This window comes from Egibacteraceae bacterium (assembly GCA_040905805.1).
In the GTDB taxonomy this organism is placed as follows: Bacteria; Actinomycetota; Nitriliruptoria; order Euzebyales; family Egibacteraceae; genus DATLGH01.
Map to the genome: position 1 here is coordinate 14,904 of JBBDQS010000011.1, position 18,071 is coordinate 32,974.

Here is an 18,071-nt window from a genome sequence, read left to right on the forward strand (position 1 = left end):
CGCGCAGCGACCGCCATGGAGGTGCTGACGCCGAGCCGGACGACCGCGGGTGCGGCGCGGGGTGAGGAGCAGGCGACATGCGCATCGGGGTCGACCTCGGCGGGACCAAGATCGAGGGCATCGCCCTGGCCGACGACGGCCGGGAGCTCGGCCGGCACCGGGTGCCCACCCCGCGCGACGACTACCCCGCCACCCTGGCTGCCGTCGCGGGGATGGTCCGGCGCCTGGAGTCCGAGATCGGCGAACCGGCGACGGTCGGCCTGGGCATGCCCGGATCCCTGTCCCCCACCACCGGCCGGGTCCGCAACGCCAACTCGGTGTGGCTGATCGGCCAGCCGATCGACCGCGACCTGGCCGCGGAGCTCGGTCGCGAGGTCCGCTGTGCCAACGACGCCAACTGCCTGGCCGTGTCCGAGGCCACCGACGGCGCCGGCGCGGGCGCCCGGGTGGTGTTCGCGGTGATCCTGGGCACGGGGGTGGGCGCGGGGATCACGGTGGACGGGGCGCTGGTGGCCGGACGCAACGGCGTCGCGGGGGAATGGGGCCACAACCCCTTGCCGTGGGCGACCGGCGAGGAGGTCCCCGGCCCCCACTGCTACTGCGGCCGGCGCGGCTGCCTGGAGACCTGGCTGTCCGGCCCCGCCCTGGCCCGCGACCACGCGCGCGCCACCGGGCAGCAGCTCGCGGCCCCGGCGATCTCCGAGGCCGCGGAGGCCGGCGACCCGGCCGCAGACGCCACGTTGGACCGCTACGTCAACCGTCTCGCCCGCGGGCTGGCGCACGTCGCGCACGTCTGCGACCCCGACGTGTTCGTGCTGGCCGGCGGGGTGTCAAACATCCGTCGCCTCTACGAGCAGGCCCCGGCCCTGCTCCCGCAGTGGACCTTCGGGGGCGAGGCCGACACCCCGATCGAGCAGGCCGTGCACGGCGACTCCAGCGGGGTGCGCGGGGCCGCCGGGCTTTGGCCTGCCGCGGACATGGGATAGACTCTGCGACCACAGTCGTAGGTGCGCTGCACCGTTCACAGAGAGATCTGCCCAAATGCGTCGTCTGCTCCCCGTGCTGCTGATCGCCCTGCTCGCGCTCGCCCTCGCCGCCTGCGACGGCGGCAGCGACGTCGACAACCTCGTGGACGACGTCGAGGACGTCACCCCCGACGACCTCGCCGCCGGTGACGACGACGGCAGCGACGACGCGTCCGACGCGGAGTACGACCTCGCGGACCAGCCCGACGACGCCCAGCCCGAGTTCGTGACCCCCGCGAACGGCGACACGGTGTCGAGCCCGGTCACCGTCGAGCTGAGCGCGACGGGCGTCACCATCGAAGCCGCCGGGGACCCGGCCATCGGCGAGGCCCACTACCACGTCGGGGTCGACACCGGCTGCGTGGAGGAGGGCGAGGTCGTGCCCGGTCCGGGCGAGGAGGCCGAGGCCGACGGGTACTTCCACCTCGGCGACGGGTCGGACAGCACCGAGCTCGAGCTCGAGGCGGGCACCTACGAGCTCTGCCTGCAGCTGGCCGACGGGGCCCACCGGGCGTTCGGCGGCAGCGACGAGATCACCATCACCGTCGAGTAGGCCCGCCCGGCCCGGCATCCGCGGGTCCCGGGCGATCTGCGCCTCGTAGGCTAGACCCATGGTCCGCGCCGCGGTCGACCGGCTGCTCCGGGGCATCGCCCTGCTCGTGCTGCGTGGCTTCTTCCGCAAGGTCGAGGTCGAGGGGCGCGAGCGCATCCCGACCGGCCGGCCGGTCCTCGTGGTCGCCAACCACTTCAACGGTCTCGCGGACCCAGCCATCCTGGTGCACGTCTTCGGACGGGTGCCGCGGTTCCTCGCCAAGGCATCGATGTGGCGGCGACGGTGGTTCCGTCCCTTCCTTGCGATCGCGGGCCTGCTGCCCGTCCACCGTCCCCAGGACGCGCGGGGCGAGGCCGACAACACCAAGGCCTTCCAGCGCAGCTACGAGGTGCTGTCGCGCCGGCGGGGCCTGGTCGCCATCTTCCCCGAGGGGGTCACCCACGACGTCCCCGCGCTGGCGCGCATCCGCACCGGCGCCGCCCGGCTTGCCCTGGGGAACCGGGCCCAGGGGGCGCAGGGCCTGACGATCGTCCCGGTCGGGATCGCGTTCGACGACAAGCTGGCCCTGCGCAGCAGGGCGCTGGCGCGGGTCGGCGAGCCCCTCGACCTCGACGAGGAGATCACCGCTTTCGTCCGCCCCGGCGAGGCCGAGGACGACACCAACCGCCCGGCCGTGCTTCGCCTCACCGCCGAGATCGAGCGCCGCCTCCGTGCCGTGTCGCCCGACTACCGCGACCTGCGCGAGGCGAAGGTGCTGTCACGCGCCGCCGAGATCGCGCAGCGCTCCCGACGCCACCCCGCCGGTGTGCCGATGGTCGAGCAGGAGGCGCTGGCCCAGCGCCTGGCCTACGCGCCCCCCGAGGTCGTCTCCGACCTCACCGACGCGCTCGCCCGCTACCACCTGGAGCTGGAGCTTGCGGGCCTGCGCGACCACCAGCTGGTGCACGGGTACACCGCCCCCCAGCTCCTCCTCGGCTTCCTGAAGACCGCGGCGGTGGTGGCCATGATGGCGCCCTTCGCGGTGGTCGGCGCGGCCGTGCACCTCGTGCCCTACTGGTGTGTGGTGGCCGCGGGCCGAGCGGTCACCAACCCGGTCATGAAGGCCACCGCCCGCTACCTGATGTCGCTGGCCGTCTTCCCCTTGGCCTGGGTGACGGTCGTGTGGCTGAGCGGCCTGCGCCGGGCGCTGCTGGTCGTGGCGCTGCTGACCGCCCTGCCGGCGACGGGGTTCGTGGCCGTGGCCTGCGTCGAGCGCCTGGAACGCGCGCGGCGCGCCTGGCGGGGTTGGCAGGCCCTGCGGGACCGCCGGGCGATGCTCGACGATATCCTGGAGAACCGTGAGCGCCTGGTCGCCGCCGTGGAGGCCGCGGCCGCCACCGCCCCCCGCAACCCGGTCTCCTCACCGACCGGGTGACGGCACCGGACCTTGCCGGCGCTAGAGCTGCAGCTCCGTCAGCGAAGCGACCTTGCCCTGGCTGACCCGGAAGACGAACACGTTCTCGCCCTGACCGCCGGGTACCGCCTCGCCGGTCGCCAGCGCCTCGCCGGTCGTGGGGACCTCCTGGCAGCCGGGGGTGCAGACCTGGATGGTGATCGCGGGCTCGTCGGCGAGCGGCAGCGTGACCGTCTCGAAGGTGTCGCGGGCGTAGGCGTCGCCCGGCAGGCTCCCGTCCGGCGCCAACGCGCCCTGCTCACGGGCGGCCTCGACCGCCGCGTCGCCGCGCAGCACCTCCACCAGCCGGAAGGTCACCGTGCTCGCGTCGATGGTGAGCAGCCGGCCCTGGTGCTCACCGTCGGGCATGGAGTCCAGCAGCGCCGCGGCCCGCTCCTCGGGGGTCATCTGCTCCCGCTCCTCCACGGGGGGGACCGTGACCCGATCGTCTTCGCCGTCGCCCTGGGTCAGCACGACCGCGACGCCGATGACCAGCAGGATCCCTACGGCGATGAGGCCGACGATGCGCAGGTTCATGACCATCCTCTCGGTTCTCCGCCGGCTGCGGCCGGCAACGGGCCCTCCGGCCCCCACGTCCCGTCCACGACAGGGACGACCACGGGCGCCCGAAGGTTTCGCACCCGAGTCCGGACCGCTCGTCGCGGGGGGCTCGGGCGACCATACTGCACCAATGCCGCCGACTGATCTCGTCGCCGAGTCCGCGACAGTCCGGGCCACCCCCCGTGCCGGAGGCCCGGCGTGCCCGCCCCCCGCCCGAGCCTCCATCTGCTCGACGTCGGGCCACCCTGTCGGCCCTCGCCGGGTGGGCGTCTGGCGCTCGGACCGTGGGTGCCCGACCGCTGGCCCCTGGATCCGCTGTCCGCGTCCTTCGCGGTAGCCCGACTAGGTGAGCCGAGTCAGACACTGTTGGTGGCGCGTGCCCGCGGACCGCTGTTTCGCGCCAGGGAACTGCAGGACCTGGAGCAGCTCGCCAAGATCGCTGCGACCCTGGGCGACGGGCGGCTGGCACCGAGCTGACCGTCCACACGCGCCGCCGGCGTGCCTCACCCGGTTGGTCGCAGCCCGGTCTGATCGATGTCCCACTCCGGCCTCCGCCGCTGGTAGTTGTTCGACAGCAACGGCGAGGAGAGCAGGAAGTCCGCAGTGGCGCGGTTGCAGGCCACCGGGACGTTCCAGACCACGGCGACGCGCAGGAGCGCGCGGACGTCGGGGTCGTGAGGCGCGCTGGACCTGCACACCGACCTCGTACTCCAGCAGCGTTCCCGTCGTCGCCGTCGCCACCAGACGGTGGGCCGCCAGCGCAGGGCGGTTGAACTGTGCCCACTCCACCAGATCCACCTTGCAGGTGTCGTGGGCGATGCGCGCGATCGTGTTGCTTGCAGTGGTGTGTGGGTCCATCTCCTCCCCTCTCTCCTCGCGCAGCCGGTTGGTTCCGGTACAGCGAAGCAGACGCAAGGGTCGAGGATGTTGCCCGCTGGTTACCGTTCGGGGAGAGGGTTTGGCTCGCGGGCGTTGTGGCCGTCGCAACAGCCGCCGTTCACCTTCTGTTCACCTTGCTGGTGCATCATCGGCGTGTGCTGAGCACGCCCACGTCCGAAGCCCTCAACGCAAGTCCCCGGAGAGCGTGATGGATCCGCACGTACCACCGGCCAGCGCGACGTCCCGCGCTCGCAGACCGACTCCGGCAGTCCCTGACACACCCGCGGTCGACCGCGACGAGGTATTCCGGCTCGGCGCCGTCTCGTGCACCTACGGCTCGTTCACCGCGGTGCGGGACATCTCGATGAGCATCCGTCGCAACGAGATCACCGCGATCATCGGCCCGAGCGGCTGTGGCAAGTCGACCCTTCTGCGTTGTCTGAACCGGATGAACGACCTGGTCGCCGGCGCGCAGGTCCACGGTGAGGTGGTCTACAACGGCGAGGACATCTACGACCCCGACATCGACCCGGTCGAAGTCCGGCGCCGCATCGGCATGGTGTTCCAGAAGCCGAACCCGTTCCCGAAGTCGATCTACGACAACGTCGCGTTCGGTCCCCGCATGAACCGCTACAAGGGCGACCTCGACGACCTGGTGGAGCAGTCCCTGCGCAAGGCGGCGCTCTGGGACGAGGTCCGGGGCAAGCTCGCCTCCTCGGGGCTCTCGCTGTCCGGCGGCCAGCAGCAACGGCTGTGCATCGCGCGCGCGCTTGCCGTCAGCCCCGACGTGATCCTCATGGACGAGCCAGCGTCCGCGCTCGACCCGATCGCCACGCTCAAGATCGAAGACCTCATGCGGGAGCTGGCCGACTCCTACACCATCGTCGTTGTGACCCACAACATGCAGCAGGCCGCACGGGTGTCGGACCGCACCGCGTTCTTCACCGTGGCCGTCGACGACGAGAACGACCAGCGCACCGGCGAGCTCGTCGAGTTCGACACCACCGAGAAGATCTTCACGCAGGCGTCGGACCCGCGCACCGAGGACTACGTCACCGGTCGGTTCGGCTAGGCACCACCGTCCGCGCCGGCCCCGCCGACCCTGTGGAGACCTCGTGCCGTACCGACTCGAACCCCTTGAGCCTGCTGGCGAGGGCGTCCTGCGAACGGTTGACGAGCAGATCGCGGTGGCGCTCGCCCAGATGAGGGGGCACACCGACGACGGACGGGACGAGGCGGTGCACAGGGCGCGGAAAGCCTTCAAGAAGGCTCGCGCAGGGCTTCGACTGGTCCGCGACGGGATGGAGAACCCCGTCTACCGCCACACCAACCGGCTGCTGCGTGATGCAGGCCGTCACCTGGCGGGCACACGCGACAGGGCGGTGCTCGTCCAGACGCTCGACGCGCTGGTGGCCGGCGCGGGAGACCTGCTGTCCGCGGGTGCCTATGCGGGCACCCGGGAGATGCTCGCTGCGGAGCACGGCGCCACCCGCGAGCAGATCCTCACCGAAGCGGGGATCGTCGTCGCCGCGGCCCGCTCGGGCGAGGAAGCCCGGGAGTCGGTGGCGACCGTGCGTCTGGCCGGCGGTGAGGAGCTGCTCGCCGTGGGCATACAGGCTGCGTACCGTCTCGCCCGCAAGCGGGGTCGCCAGGCCGAGCGGTCCCCGACCACTGCGCGCCTGCACGAGTGGCGCAAGCGCGTGAAGGACGTGTGGTACCAGCTGCGCCTCGTCGAGGGGGGCTGGCCCGCAGTGATGCGCCCGCTGGCGGAGCAAGCCCATGAGCTGTCCCACCTGCTCGGCGAGGACCACGATCTCGCGTCGCTGCGAGCGGTCGCCGCAGCACGCGCGGAGCTGTTCGTGGCCCCTGCCGAACAGGCGACCCTCCTCGACCTCGTCGACCGCCGGCGGCGGCAGCTGCAATCGAGCGCCTTCGCGCTCGGGCACCGTCTGCACGCCGAGAAACCTGCCAGCTTGGCCAGGCGGGTCGTGGCCTACCGGGCCGCCGCACGTCGATGATCGGTAGCCGGTTTCGCGGCCCTCACACCCGTGGTCGCTCCCCCTCGCCCCCCTCGCCCCGCTCGCGGGCTCTCTGCATCAACACCGCCTGCGCATGGACCGGTTCCTCGCCGTCGCCAGGCTGCCGGCGTGTCCACGAGCCGTCGGGCCCGAGGTCCCACGCATGGGTGTTGTCTGCCAGCAGCAGGTCGAGGATCACGGCGAGCCGCTGTTGCAGCTCGGGGTCGCGGACGGGGACCATCACCTCGACGCGACGGTCGAGGTTGCGCGGCATCCAGTCGGCGGAACCGAGCCAATAACCGCCATGGGAGAACTGCAGCACCCGGCAGTGCTCCAGGAAGCGACCCACGACGCTCGTCACGCGAATGCCCTCGCTCACCCCCGGCACACCGGGACGCAGGCCACAGATGCCCCGGACGACGAGCTCGATGCGCACGCCCGCCTGCGCCGCGCGGTACAGCTCGGCGATCAGCAGCGGGTCGATCAGCGAGTTGAGCTGGGCGCGGATGAGGCCCGGTCGCTCCTCGCCGTGGGCCTCCACCTCGCGCCGGATGCGCTCGCCGAGCTGTGTGCGCAGCTCTGTGGGAGCCACGAGCAGGTGGCGGTAGGTCCGCTGGCGGGCGTAGCCGGTGAGGACGTTGAACAGCTCGCTGACGTCGGCGCCCAGGTCGGCGTCGGCGGTGAGCAGGCCCAAGTCGGTGTAGAGCTTGGCGGTCTGGGGGTTGTAGTTGCCGGTGCCGACGTGGACGTACCGACGGATGCCCCCGGCTTCCCGGCGGACCACGAGGGCGATCTTGCTGTGGGTCTTCAGACCGGCGAGCCCGTAGACCACGTGGACGCCGACCTTCTCCAACGCTCGTGCCCAGCGGATGTTGGCCTCCTCGTCGAAGCGCGCCCGCAGCTCGACGAGTACCACCACCTGTTTGCCGTGCTCCGCGGCGCGCATGAGCGCGCGGACGGTCGGGGAGTCACCGGACGTGCGGTAGAGCGTCAGCTTGATCGCCAGCACCGCAGGGTCGTCCGCCGCAGCGGTGACGAGACGCTCGGTGGTCGCGGTGAACGAGTCATAGGGGTGGTGCGTGAGCAGGTCCCCGCGCCGCAGCTCGGCGAACAGCTGGCGGGCTGGCGTCTCCGCCCCATGGGGCAGCCGTGTGTGCACCACTGGCTCCCAGGGCGCCCAGCGCAGGTGCGGCGCATCGTGGTCGGCCAGCCCATGCAGGTCGGACAGACCCAGGAGGCCCTCGATCCGGTAGGTCTCGGGCTCGCCGACGCCGAGCTCGTCCTGCAGGAGAGCGACGACGCGCTCGGGCATGTCACCGGCAACCTCCAGGCGCACGACCGCGCCGAAGCGCCGCTTGCGCAGCTCGGCCTGGATGGCCAGCAGGAGGTCGTCGGCCTCGTCTTCCTCCACGTCGAAGTCGGCGTTGCGCGTGACCCGGAACAGGTGCGCTTCCACGACCTCCATCCCCGGGAAGAGACGCGCGAGGTTGACCGCGATGAGATCCTCGAGGAGCACCCACCCGGGGCGCGACCCGAGTGCGACGAGCCGCGGCAGGACCGCGGGAACCTTGACCCGGGCGAAGCGCCGCTCGTGCGCCTCCCGATCGCGCAGGGTCACCGCAAGCGACAGGCTCAAGCCGGAGATGTAGGGAAACGGGTGGCTTGGATCAACCGCCAGAGGGGTCAGAACCGGGAAGACCTGCTCGTCGTAATGCTCGGCGAGCCGCTGCCGTTCGAGCTCGGGCAGCTCCTCCAGCCGGTGCAGGGGGATGCCCTCGGCAGCCAGCTCGGGCAGCAGCTCCCCGTGTAGGCACGCATAGGCCTCGCGCACCATGGGGTGCAGGCACGCGTCGATCTCCTGGAGCTGCTGAGCCGGCGTGCGCCCGTCTGGCGTGCGGCGGCGCACGCCGGCTGCCAGCTGCGCCTTGAGGCCGGCGACCCGGATCATGAAGAACTCGTCGAGGTTGCTGCCGAAGATGGCGACGAACCGGATCCGCTCGAGCAAGGGCACGGCAGGATCGGCCGCCTGTGCGAGCACGCGGCGGTTGAACTGCAGCCACGACAGCTCCCGGTTCAAGAACAGTCGGGGGTCCGCGCGGTCGGTCGGGTCACGGCACATGGCCGCCGCAACGTATCGGCACGGCTTGACTCAGCGACGACCATCCGGTGAACAGGAGGTGAACTCTGGACTGGCGGGCGTCCCGGCGACCTCAGGCCGAGGCGAACGCCCAGAGAAAGCGCCGGATGACCTCGCGGTCTATATCGTAGGACACCCGCCGCGCCGCGCATGAGGGCGTGACCCACTCCAACCCGTCGACCTCCGCCCCTGCGGTGAACGAGCCGCGCTCCGCCTCCACCGCCCAGTAGTGCACCACCTTGTCCTGAAAGCCCCCCTTGCGGGTCTCCTTCAGGTAGTAGACGGCTCCCAGCGACGTCCCGACTCGGCCGCGGTACCCCGTCTCCTCCCAGATCTCGCGCACCGCGGCTTCGATCAGGCCCTCACCGGGCTCGAGCTTTCCCTTCGGCACGGTCCAGTCGTCGTACTCGGGGCGATGGATGATCGCGACCTCCAACCCTTCACCGCCATCCGCCCGTCGCCAGAGCACTCCGCCGGCTGCCACGACCTCACCCATGCGGGGATAGTAGCCAGTGCGGGACCGCGCCAATCCCTTCGCGGCCCACGCTGCGTGAGGGCTCCCCGGCGCGGACGGCACCGAACATGTCGCGCCCCATGAATGCGGCTCAGCCGAAGCGGCCGGTGATGTAGCCCTCGGTGCGGTCATCTGACGCGTCCGTGAAGATGCGCTCCGTCCGGTCGTACTCCACCAGGACCCCGGATGGCTGCTCCTGGTCAGGATCGTCGTCGATTGTCAAGAACGCGGTCATGTCAGAGACGCGCGCAGCTTGCTGCATGTTGTGGGTGACGATGATGATGGCGTACTCGTTGCGCAGCTCGCGCATCAGGTCTTCGATCGCCAAGGTGGCGATCGGGTCAAGCGCCGAGCACGGTTCGTCCATGAGCAGCACCTCGGGCTCCATCGCTATGGCCCGCGCGATGCACAGTCGCTGCTGCTGGCCGCCCGACAGGCTCAGCGCGGAGCTCTTGAGCCGGCCCTTGACCTCCTCCCAGAGGGCCGCACGGCGGAGCGCCCCTTCGACGATGTCGTCGAGGTTGTGGTCCATGGTGTTGCCGCGGGGGCCGTACGCGATGTTGTCGTAGATCGACTTCGGGAAGGGGTTCGGCTTCTGGAACACCATCCCGATACGGCGTCGCACCTCGACCGGCGAGACCCGCTTGTCGAACAGGCTCTCACCGTGGTACCGCACGTCGCCCTCGGCTCGCGCGCCGGGAACCAGGTCATTCATCCGGTTGAACGAACGGAGCAGCGTCGACTTCCCGCAGCCGGATGGCCCGATGAACGCGGTGATGTCACGCGCGTGGATCTTCATGTCGACGTCGCGCACCGCGCGGAACGTGCCGTAGTACAGGCTGAGGTTCTCCACATCGAAGACGGCCTCGCCGCGCTCGTCGGACGGCTCTCGGGGCGCCGGCTGCGGGCGGATGCTCGGCTGGTGCGACGTCTTTGACTTCATTGGCTGAGTTGCTCCTCGTAGCGGTTGCGCAACCAGACGGCGACGGCGTTCATGGCCAGCACCAACGCGAGCATGACGATCACCCCGGCCGCGGCCAGCAAGCGGAAGTCCGCCTGCGGGCGACTCGCGTACTGGAAGATCATGACCGGCAGGGTCGAGTACCCGCCGCTGAACAGACGCGGATCGAAGGTCACGAAGACGGTCGCCCCGACCAACAGCAGCGGGGCTGCCTCGCCGACCGCCCGCGCCACGGACAGGATCAGACCGGTCAGGATGCCGGGGCGTGCAGCCGGCAGGACCTGATGGCGGATCGTCTGCCATTGGGTCGCGCCCAGCGCCAAGGAGGCGTCCCGCACGGAGGAGGGCACGGCGCGGATCGCCTCGCGCGCGGACAGGATGATGGTCGGCAGCACGAGCAACGCCAAGGTCAGGGACCCCGCAGCCGCGACGAACCCCAAGCCGAGCGGGCCGCGGACGATGAACGCCAGGCCGAGTATCCCGAACACGATCGACGGCACACCCGCCAGGTTCTGGATGTTCACGTCGATGAGGCGGTTCCACCACTTCGTGGAGTCCGCGTACTCCTCCATGTAGACGGCCGCTCCGACCCCAAGGGGCAGGATGAGCACGATCACGCCACCGATGACGTAGAGCGTCCCCAGCAACGCAGGTCGGTAGCCGGCCTGGTTCGGGTCGATGGTGGACGGCACGCCCGTCAGCAGGTTCCAGTCCAGGCGGGCGCCGCCGGCGATCAGGGCCCATACCACGATCGAGGCGAGGCCCACGAGGGCGAAGGACAAGCCCAGGTAGAGCAGGGCGCGGAACGTCACGTCTGCGACACGGTCGCCCTTGGGGGGTGGGACGAAGATGCTCCGCGTCGCCGCGTGTGCGCCCGACGCCGCAAGCTGCGCGCCCCGACCTCGAGCGGGTGGATTCGTCGCCATCTACTCGTACACCTCCCGGTAGCGGCGCACGAAGCGGACCGCGATCATGTTGAGGGTGAACGTGGCCAGGAACAGCATCGCCCCGACGGCGAAGATCGTGTCGTAGGTGAGCGTGCCGGTCGAGATGTCGCCGGTCGCCGTGCCGGCGATGTACGCCGTGATCGTCTGCACGCCCTTCGTCGGGTCGAACGACAGCTGCGGGTTGCCTGCCCCGGCCGCCAGCAGCACCACCATCGTCTCCCCGACGGCGCGCGACGCCCCCAGCACGATCGCGGCGACGATGCCCGAGATCGCTGCGGGCAGGACGATCCGCAGCGTCACCTTGAGCTTGCTGGAGCCCAAGGCGTAGGCGGCTTCACGCATCGATCGCGGCACCGCGCGCATCGCGTCGTCGCTGACGGAGGCGATCAGCGGCACGATCAACAGTCCGACGGCGAGGGACGCGACGCCGACGGAGAACGGCCCCTGCCACGGCAGGAACGGCAGCAGCGTCTCTGCGAGCGGTCGGAGGAACAGGAACGCGAACAGCCCGATCGCGACCGTCGGGATGCCTTCCAGGACCTCCAACGTCGGCTTGATGATCTTGCGCACCCTGGCAGGCGCGTACTCGGACAGGTAGATCGCCGAGAGCAGCCCGACCGGCAGCGCCACGCTCAACGACATCACGACGACCATCAGCGAGCCGACGACGATCGGCCAGACCCCGAAGCTGGGATTGGCGAACCCGGGTGCCCACAGGGTGCCGGTGACGAACTCGCCGATCGGGATCTGGCTGAGGAAGCGGACCGTGGCCGGAACGAGGGAGGCGACGATGGCCGCGGTCGCCGCGACCGACACCGAAGCGCAGGCGAACAGCACCCACTTGACCACCTTGCCGACGTAGTCGGGACGTGCCGCACCCAGCGGCCGACGCGCAGGCGCGTCGCCGCTGGGTGCGCCAGGACCGGGCATGGCGCTCATTAGCCGGCCAGATCGGCGATCTTGGACCTCGCCGTCTCGATCTGCTCGTCCGTCAGTGCGATGAACTCCGCCAGCTCAGCGATCTCGACGGCGTTGTCCACGTAGAACTCCGCGAAGTCGAGCACCTCCGGCCGCGCGAATGCGGTGTCGCTGAAGTAGACGAACAGCCCACGTCCGAGGGGCGCGTAGGTTTCGTTCGCGACGTTCTCCGGCGTGGCCTCGACGCAGCCGTCGCCGTTGTCGATCTCCAGCGCCTTGACTTCCCCGGCCGCCTCCTGGAAGTAGGAGTACGGGACATACCCCATGGCGGTGCCATCCCCCCGAACCGCGGTGACGGCGGCGTTGTCGTCCTCGCCGATGTCGATGTAGTCGTTGCGGATCCGTCCCTCCTCACCGTTGATCGCTTCGGTCCAGTAGTCGAACGTCCCTGAGTCCGTGCCCGGGCCGTACAGCTGGACGGGCTGGCTCGCGAAGTCCTCGGGGAAGTCGGTGTCGGGGACGTCGCCCCAGGTGCTCACCGAGGAGTCCGCATCCCAGATCGCGTTGATCTGGTCCACGGTCAGGCAGTCGACTGGGAAGTCATTGTTCACCAGGGCGGCTAGGGCATCGTTGGCGACCGTCACGAAGTCGTAGCCTATCCCGTTCTCCTCGCAGATCTCGATCTCCTCGTCCTTGATCGGCCGAGACGAGTTGTTGGCGTCCGTCTCACCGATGCAGAACTTCTCGAACCCGCCGCCGGTGCCGGAGATCGCCACCGTCACGCGAACGTCGGGGTTCTCTTGCATGTAGAGCTCCGCCGCGACCTCGGAGAGCGGACCCACCGTGCTGGAGCCGTCGAGGTTGACCTCACCGGAGACCGACTCGCTGTCATCCGCGGACACGTCGACCGGCGATTCGTCAACTGTGCCATCGGCGCACGCGGCGACAAGCAGGGAAAGGGCCAGCAGCATGGCAGCCGGCTTCCAGAAGGACCTGAGCATGTGCGATCTACTCCCGTCATGGGTGATGTCGAGCCGGATCGACCTCGACACCGGAAAACCCTACGGAGCCCACGTGGCCGCGAGACTCCCGGCAGGCAAACTGCAGGTGAACACAGGGTGTCCTGACTGGTCCCGCCCGCCACCCCAGCCGCTCGTCCCCTGGGGTTCGTCACTGGCTGACCCCCGACGAGGCCTCCTACGAGACCCGCGCCGAGCTCGCCGGGGCGCAGGTCTTCACTGACCAGGTCTGCGACCAGCTACCGGAGCGCCGTCGCGCGCAGGGACAGCTCGGCGACCGCCCCGGCCGCGACCTCGACGGTGGCGGTCTCGTGGCCGGGCGCGCGCACCGTCCAGCGCCCGGGCGCCAGGTTGGGGAACCCGGCTCTACCGGTGGCGTCGGCCCGGACCGCGACGGCGTCCTGGCCCGCGACGGCGTCCCGGCCCGCCGCGGGATGGGCGCGCACCTCCAGCCCGTCCACCGCCCGCACGACCAGGTGGCCTGCCGCGGCCTCGGCCTGCGCCGTGGGGCCGGGTGCGGCCCCCGACCGCAGGACGGGTGGGGGGGCCGGGTCGCGGAACGGGTCGGTGGCCAGCGCGTCGAGCAGGGCGCCGGGGCCGGCGCCGGCCGTGGTCTGCTGGTAGCTGTACAGCACCGCGCCGTCGGTGGCGGCGGTGGCCCGCCCCAGCTGGGCGAGCGAGCCCGGCACGCCGTTCAGGTAGCCGGCCTGCCCGACCGCCACCGGACCCGCAAGACCGGACTCGAAGGCGACCCAGTCGTCGAACCACCGGCGCTGCGCCGCGTCGTGCTCACGGAAGTAGTTCATCGGGAACGCGATGTCGATGGTCCCTGCGGCCAGCCACGACGGCCAGTCCTGGAACACGTCGCGGTACGTGCGGGTCTGCTCGTAGCCGCCGCTTGACGCCGGCCCGGGACCCATGGTGCTGGCCGCGAGCGACACCGCCACCTGCGGGTCCACGGCGGCGACCTCGAGGAAGATCCGCCGGGCGAGGTCGCCGGTCTGCCGGCGGCGCCACGCCTGCCACGCCGGGTTGTCGGGCGCGGGCGTCCCCGCGGCCCCGGTCTGCGCGCGGAAGCGGTCCAGCGAGGCGGGGTGGTAGCCCCAGGCGGCGCCCTCGTAGCGCAGGTAGTCCACGTGCACCGCGTCGATGGCGTAGCGGGCCGCCAGCTCGGCCAGCGCTGCGGCCACGTGGTCCTGCACGCCGGGCACGCCCGGGTCCAGGTAGGAGCCGTCGTCACCGGCGGCCGTGCGGGTGGTCCACGGCTCGGCGCTGTCGGGGCCGTGGCGGGTCCACACGTGGTCGGGCCCGAGGTCCAACCCGTCGTAGGCGCCGTGGTAGGCGGGCATCGTCGACATCCAGGCGTGCACCGCCAGGCCGCGCTCGTGGGCGGCGGGCACCAGCTCGGCGAGCACGTCGAGGTCGGCGGGCAGCCCCGGGTCGGCGGTGCGGGGCAGGACGCCCGAGCGGTAGTAGGCGTCCTGACGGCGGGCGACCTGGACCACGACGGTGTTGAGGTTGGCCCGCGCGGCGGCGTTCAGGAAGCGGTGGATGCCCGTGCGGGACTTGAGCGACCCGTCGAACAGGTGCACCCACACCCCGCGCAGCTGCGGGTCGGGACCGCCGGCGCGGGCCTCGCGGTACCAGGTCTCCAGGAGGCCGACGTGGGCGTCGGTCAGCGCCGCGGTCCCCCCGACCAGCCGGGTGGGGGCCTCGCTGCCGTCGGCGGCACGCAGCCCCCCGAGGCGCAGGTAGCGCCCGGTGGCCGCGGCAGGGACGTCCCGGGCGGCGTAGAGCACCGGCCCCCCCTCCAGCGCCGCCGCCCAGCCGGCGGTGACCGCGTCGACGAGGTGCTCGTCGGCCTGTGCGACCAGCAACCGCGGCCCGTCACTCGGGAAGGCGCGGGCGACCGACGCCGCCGTGCCACCCCGGTCCGCGCCCGCCACCCGGCGCACCCGGTCCCCGCCGACCAGCCGGCGCAGGTGCCCCTCGACCGCCTCCGACACCACCCCGTGGCCGCCGACGATCACCACCTGCTGCGCGGCGCTGAGCGCGCCGATCGTCACGGCGGGCAGCGTCGCCTCCTCGGTGAGCAGCAACGCCGCGCCCTGCCGGGCCGCCGGCGCCGCGGCGACCAGGGAGTCGGCCGGGCGCCGCCCGTTGACCACGAAGGCCGTGCTGCCCGCGCCGGCCTCCGCGGCGACCGCGGCGGCGGTGGCCTCCCGTCCGGAGCCGGCGACGCGGCGCACGTCCACGCCGGTGGCGACGATCTCGTCCTCCACCGCGTCGGACACCGCGGCGGTCCCCCCGAGGACCGTCACGGTCGCGGGCCCCAGGCGCTGGAGCTCGGCACGGGTGGGCTCCGGCAGGCTCCCGGGCGGGGTGAGCAGCACCGGGCCTCCCACGGCGTGGGCGAGCACCGCTCCGGCCAGGGCGTCGGCGAGCCCACCCGCGGGGTCGCCGCGGGCCAGCAGGACGTGGGCGGCGCCGTCGGGGTAGGCCACCGCGGAGGCGCACGCGGCGGTGGCGAAGCGGTCGGGGCCGGCCAGCCGCTCGATCGGTGCGCTGGCCGACGCCGCCGTCAGGCACCCCTCGGCGCCGTGCGCCACGGACAGGCTCGCCTGGGCGGTCACGACGAGCACGGCGACGGTCAGCGCTGCCGCCAGCCCCCTCATGCTGCGCCCGCTCACCGCACCCGCTCCCTTTGTCCGCTGGTGTTCGCTCAGTCTCCCGTTCGTGTGCACCGGTCGGGGAAGCGTAGCGACTGCTGCCGGGTCCACGGCGGTACCCTGAGGGCACGGACGCTCCCGGCGGGCGGGGATGCGACGCGGAGCACGAGGGCGGCGGTGGTGCACATGGGAGCCCAGGCAGAGGACCGTGACCCGCGGATGCCGACGTCGACCCGGCTGCTGTGGGGGCTGGGCGCGGTCGTCGCCGTGGCCCTGCTCGCCGCCGCGCTCGCCGGGACGCTGCGGGAGCCGGCGTCCCTGCCCGCGGGCACCCCCGAGGCCACGGTGCAGGCCTACGTCGCGGCGGTGCTCGACGGCGACGTCGAGCGGGCGACCGCCCTGCTCGTCGACGACCTCGCCCGCAACTGCCGCGAGCGCGACTTTCGCGTGACCCTGCCGGAGGAGCCCCTGACCGTCACGCTGGACGACGTGCGGGTGCGCGACGACCGCGCCGAGGTGACCGTGCGGCTGGACGGGGACGCCGACGAGCCGCTCCTGCCGATCTTCGAGTCGGTCTCCCGCCAGCACTTCACGCTGGTGCGTCAGCGCAACCGCTGGGTCATCGCCGAGGATCCCTGGCCGGTGTACTTCTGCCATCGTCTGCAACCGTGATCGCGCTCGGGATCGTCGCCCTGGTCACGCTCCTGCTGCTGGTGGGACTGGCGGTCTGGGCGGTGCACGCCGCCCGCTCCAGCCGGGCCGACGAGACCCGGTCCGCACCGAGCCTGCGCCGGTTCCTGCAGTACGCCTCGCTGCTCGCGGCCGTGGGCACCACGGCGATCGGCCTGTCCGGACTGGTCGAGCTCGCGCTGCCGGCGCAGCGGTTGGCCGGGCGGGCGTCCGGTGACCTCGCGCTGTCGCTGTCGCTGTCGCTCGTGGCGCTGCCGGCCGCTGTCGGGCTCTGGCGGGTCATGCGCCGGCGTCTGGCCGCGGACGACGAGGAGCGGGCGTCGGGGGCGTGGTCGCTGTACCTGGCCGTCGCGACGACCGTGGCGGTCACCGTCGCGGTGGTCAGCCTGGTGGAGGTCGTGGAGTGGGCGGTCGCCGGGCGGGCGTTGCCCCCCGACGCCGCGGCGCGCGCCCTGGTCTGGGGCGCGGTGTGGGCGGCGCACCAGCGCGTGCTCGTGGGGGGGCGCACCAGCCCCACGGGCCCGACCGCGGACCTCACCGTGCTCGCGGGCGCCGCGGTCGGGCTCCTGACCCTGGTCACCGGGATCGGCAGCGTGCTGGTCTGGTCCCTCGACCGGCTGTACGCCGCACTGGTCGGGGGCGTGCTCGCCGGCGGGGCCCCGTGGCGGACCCTGGCCCACAGCACCGCCGTGGCGGTGCTCGGCGGTGCCCTGTGGTGGTGGCAGTGGCTGCGCCAGGCCGCTCGCGCGCCGCGCACGGACCTGTGGTACCGCTACCTGCTCGGCCTGCCGGTCCTCGGGGGCCTGCTCGCGTCGGTGGGGGCAGCCGCGACCGCCCTGCACACCGTCGCGCAGTGGACGGTTGGGGTGCCGGTCGCCGAGCGTGCCGCCGCGCACTTCGCCGTGCTGCCGCCGGCGCTGGCCGCGGGGGCCGTGGGCGTGTGGGCGTGGGCCTACCACCGGGCGGTGCTGAGCGAGCAGCCCGACCGTCGCCGCACGGAACCCGAGCGCGCCTACGAGTACGTCTGCGCGGCGGTCGGCCTGGTCGCGGCCGGCGCCGGGATCACCGTCGCGCTGGTCGCCGCGATCGAGGCGCTGGCGCCCCCGCCGCTGGCCGCCACCGACCCCACCGGTCGAGCGACGCTGGTCACCGCCGCCACGCTGCTGGTCGTCGGCGGCCCGCTGTGGTGGGCGTTCTGGCGACGGCTGGGCAACCCGCCGGCCGTGGACGCGACGGCCGAGCGCAAGTCCCCGTCCCGGCGGGCGTACCTCTTCCTGCTCCTCGGCGCCGCCGGGCTGACCGCGCTCGTGAGCCTGGTCGCCGGGCTGTTCGTGGTGCTGCGCGAGGTCTTCGAGGGCGCTCTGGACGCCGGCGTCCTGCGGGACGTGCCGGTGGCGGTCGCCCTCACGGTGACCGCTGGCGCGGTGGCGGCCTACCACTGGACGGTGTACCGCGAGGACCGCGCCGCACGCCCGGACGACGACCGTGACCGCGACCGCCACGTGCTGCTCGTCGCCCCCGACCCGGACCTGCTGGCCCCCGACCTGCGGCGCGCCACCGGCGCGACGGTGCGCACCCTGCGCCACCTGGACGCCGGTGCGCCGGGCGCGGGCGCCGACGCGGTGGCGCAGGCCGTCCTGGCCAGTCCCCACCCGCGGGTGCTGGTCGTGGTGGACGGCGAGGACGTCCGGGTGATCCCCTACCAGACGTCGTGAGCGCCGCCCCCTCGACCCGTATGGCGAGGTCGC

The 18,071-nt window shown here is 72.3% G+C and carries 16 protein-coding genes; 7 read left to right on the forward strand and 9 right to left on the reverse strand.

All coding sequences use genetic code 11. From position 1 onward, the window contains the following. Window positions 1-77 precede the first annotated feature (77 nt). The 3 genes from WD250_01995 to WD250_02005 are packed head-to-tail and all read left to right on the forward strand — an operon-like array spanning window position 78 to window position 2,992. Entirely contained in the window at window positions 78-986 is a 909-nt protein-coding gene (locus WD250_01995; protein MEX2618967.1) for an ROK family protein, read from the forward strand. A 55-nt stretch (window positions 987-1,041) separates the two neighbouring features. After that, window positions 1,042-1,578, forward strand: coding sequence for a DUF4399 domain-containing protein (locus tag WD250_02000; protein ID MEX2618968.1), 537 nt, complete (start codon window positions 1,042-1,044; stop codon window positions 1,576-1,578). Between the two features lie 58 nt (window positions 1,579-1,636). Then, window positions 1,637-2,992, forward strand: a complete 1,356-nt coding sequence (locus WD250_02005; protein MEX2618969.1) for a 1-acyl-sn-glycerol-3-phosphate acyltransferase — start codon at window positions 1,637-1,639, stop codon at window positions 2,990-2,992. A gap of 21 nt (window positions 2,993-3,013) precedes the next feature. Here WD250_02005 and WD250_02010 read toward each other — a convergent pair whose 3' ends face one another. Together WD250_02010 and WD250_02015 are read right to left on the reverse strand one after the other, a co-directional pair. Beyond that, a complete protein-coding gene (locus WD250_02010; GenBank protein MEX2618970.1) occupies window positions 3,014-3,547 on the reverse strand; it encodes a hypothetical protein in 534 nt (177 codons plus the stop codon). Window positions 3,548-4,074: 527 nt separating this feature from the next. Then, window positions 4,075-4,269 carry a hypothetical protein gene (locus WD250_02015; GenBank protein MEX2618971.1) on the reverse strand — a complete coding sequence of 65 codons (195 nt, stop codon included), beginning with the start codon at window positions 4,267-4,269 and terminating at the stop codon, window positions 4,075-4,077. A gap of 389 nt (window positions 4,270-4,658) precedes the next feature. Between WD250_02015 and pstB (WD250_02020) the strand changes: the two genes are divergently transcribed. Next, window positions 4,659-5,522, forward strand: a complete 864-nt coding sequence (gene pstB, locus WD250_02020; protein MEX2618972.1) for a phosphate ABC transporter ATP-binding protein PstB — start codon at window positions 4,659-4,661, stop codon at window positions 5,520-5,522. A gap of 43 nt (window positions 5,523-5,565) precedes the next feature. Further along, the gene (locus WD250_02025) at window positions 5,566-6,468 is read left to right on the forward strand and encodes a CHAD domain-containing protein (GenBank protein ID MEX2618973.1); all 903 of its coding nucleotides are present in this window, start codon (window positions 5,566-5,568) and stop codon (window positions 6,466-6,468) included. A 22-nt stretch (window positions 6,469-6,490) separates the two neighbouring features. Here the strand turns inward: WD250_02025 and ppk1 are convergent, their stop codons facing one another. The 7 genes from ppk1 to WD250_02060 form a co-directional block, all read right to left on the reverse strand. Then, window positions 6,491-8,587, reverse strand: a complete 2,097-nt coding sequence (ppk1, locus tag WD250_02030; GenBank protein ID MEX2618974.1) for a polyphosphate kinase 1 — start codon at window positions 8,585-8,587, stop codon at window positions 6,491-6,493. 91 nt (window positions 8,588-8,678) lie between these two features. After that, entirely contained in the window at window positions 8,679-9,101 is a 423-nt protein-coding gene (locus tag WD250_02035; GenBank protein MEX2618975.1) for an NUDIX hydrolase, read from the reverse strand. Window positions 9,102-9,210: 109 nt separating this feature from the next. Continuing rightward, entirely contained in the window at window positions 9,211-10,062 is an 852-nt protein-coding gene (gene pstB / locus WD250_02040; protein MEX2618976.1) for a phosphate ABC transporter ATP-binding protein PstB, read from the reverse strand. After that, window positions 10,059-10,892: a phosphate ABC transporter permease PstA gene (gene pstA / locus WD250_02045; protein MEX2618977.1), complete on the reverse strand. Its 834-nt coding sequence runs from the start codon at window positions 10,890-10,892 to the stop codon at window positions 10,059-10,061. The genes pstB (WD250_02040) and pstA overlap by 4 nt, the downstream gene beginning before the upstream one ends. A gap of 114 nt (window positions 10,893-11,006) precedes the next feature. Beyond that, window positions 11,007-11,957 carry a phosphate ABC transporter permease subunit PstC gene (gene pstC / locus WD250_02050; GenBank protein ID MEX2618978.1) on the reverse strand — a complete coding sequence of 317 codons (951 nt, stop codon included), beginning with the start codon at window positions 11,955-11,957 and terminating at the stop codon, window positions 11,007-11,009. An 8-nt stretch (window positions 11,958-11,965) separates the two neighbouring features. Next, entirely contained in the window at window positions 11,966-12,946 is a 981-nt protein-coding gene (locus WD250_02055) for a PstS family phosphate ABC transporter substrate-binding protein (protein MEX2618979.1), read from the reverse strand. A 257-nt stretch (window positions 12,947-13,203) separates the two neighbouring features. After that, complete coding sequence (locus tag WD250_02060; protein ID MEX2618980.1) at window positions 13,204-15,639, reverse strand: cell wall-binding repeat-containing protein; 2,436 nt, start codon at window positions 15,637-15,639, stop codon at window positions 13,204-13,206. 180 nt (window positions 15,640-15,819) lie between these two features. Here WD250_02060 and WD250_02065 point away from each other — a divergent pair, with 180 nt between their 5' ends. Together WD250_02065 and WD250_02070 are read left to right on the forward strand one after the other, a co-directional pair. Next, the gene (locus WD250_02065) at window positions 15,820-16,305 is read left to right on the forward strand and encodes a hypothetical protein (GenBank protein ID MEX2618981.1); all 486 of its coding nucleotides are present in this window, start codon (window positions 15,820-15,822) and stop codon (window positions 16,303-16,305) included. Continuing rightward, a complete protein-coding gene (locus tag WD250_02070; protein ID MEX2618982.1) occupies window positions 16,302-18,038 on the forward strand; it encodes a DUF5671 domain-containing protein in 1,737 nt (578 codons plus the stop codon). The genes WD250_02065 and WD250_02070 overlap by 4 nt, the downstream gene beginning before the upstream one ends. Window positions 18,039-18,071 lie beyond the last annotated feature (33 nt).

What these genes read in the sequence shown, in the direction of transcription:
- WD250_01995 (MEX2618967.1), top strand. Translation starts at nt 78, where the DNA reads ATGCGCATCGGGGTCGACCTCGGCGGGACCAAGATCGAGGGCATCGCC.
- WD250_02000 (MEX2618968.1), top strand. Translation starts at nt 1,042, where the DNA reads ATGCGTCGTCTGCTCCCCGTGCTGCTGATCGCCCTGCTCGCGCTCGCC.
- WD250_02005 (MEX2618969.1), top strand. Translation starts at nt 1,637, where the DNA reads ATGGTCCGCGCCGCGGTCGACCGGCTGCTCCGGGGCATCGCCCTGCTC.
- WD250_02010 (MEX2618970.1), bottom strand. Translation starts at nt 3,547, where the DNA reads ATGAACCTGCGCATCGTCGGCCTCATCGCCGTAGGGATCCTGCTGGTC.
- pstB (MEX2618972.1), top strand. Translation starts at nt 4,659, where the DNA reads ATGGATCCGCACGTACCACCGGCCAGCGCGACGTCCCGCGCTCGCAGA.
- ppk1 (MEX2618974.1), bottom strand. Translation starts at nt 8,587, where the DNA reads ATGTGCCGTGACCCGACCGACCGCGCGGACCCCCGACTGTTCTTGAAC.
- WD250_02035 (MEX2618975.1), bottom strand. Translation starts at nt 9,101, where the DNA reads ATGGGTGAGGTCGTGGCAGCCGGCGGAGTGCTCTGGCGACGGGCGGAT.
- pstB (MEX2618976.1), bottom strand. Translation starts at nt 10,062, where the DNA reads ATGAAGTCAAAGACGTCGCACCAGCCGAGCATCCGCCCGCAGCCGGCG.
- pstC (MEX2618978.1), bottom strand. Translation starts at nt 11,957, where the DNA reads ATGCCCGGTCCTGGCGCACCCAGCGGCGACGCGCCTGCGCGTCGGCCG.
- WD250_02055 (MEX2618979.1), bottom strand. Translation starts at nt 12,946, where the DNA reads ATGCTCAGGTCCTTCTGGAAGCCGGCTGCCATGCTGCTGGCCCTTTCC.
- WD250_02060 (MEX2618980.1), bottom strand. Translation starts at nt 15,639, where the DNA reads ATGAGGGGGCTGGCGGCAGCGCTGACCGTCGCCGTGCTCGTCGTGACC.
- WD250_02065 (MEX2618981.1), top strand. Translation starts at nt 15,820, where the DNA reads ATGGGAGCCCAGGCAGAGGACCGTGACCCGCGGATGCCGACGTCGACC.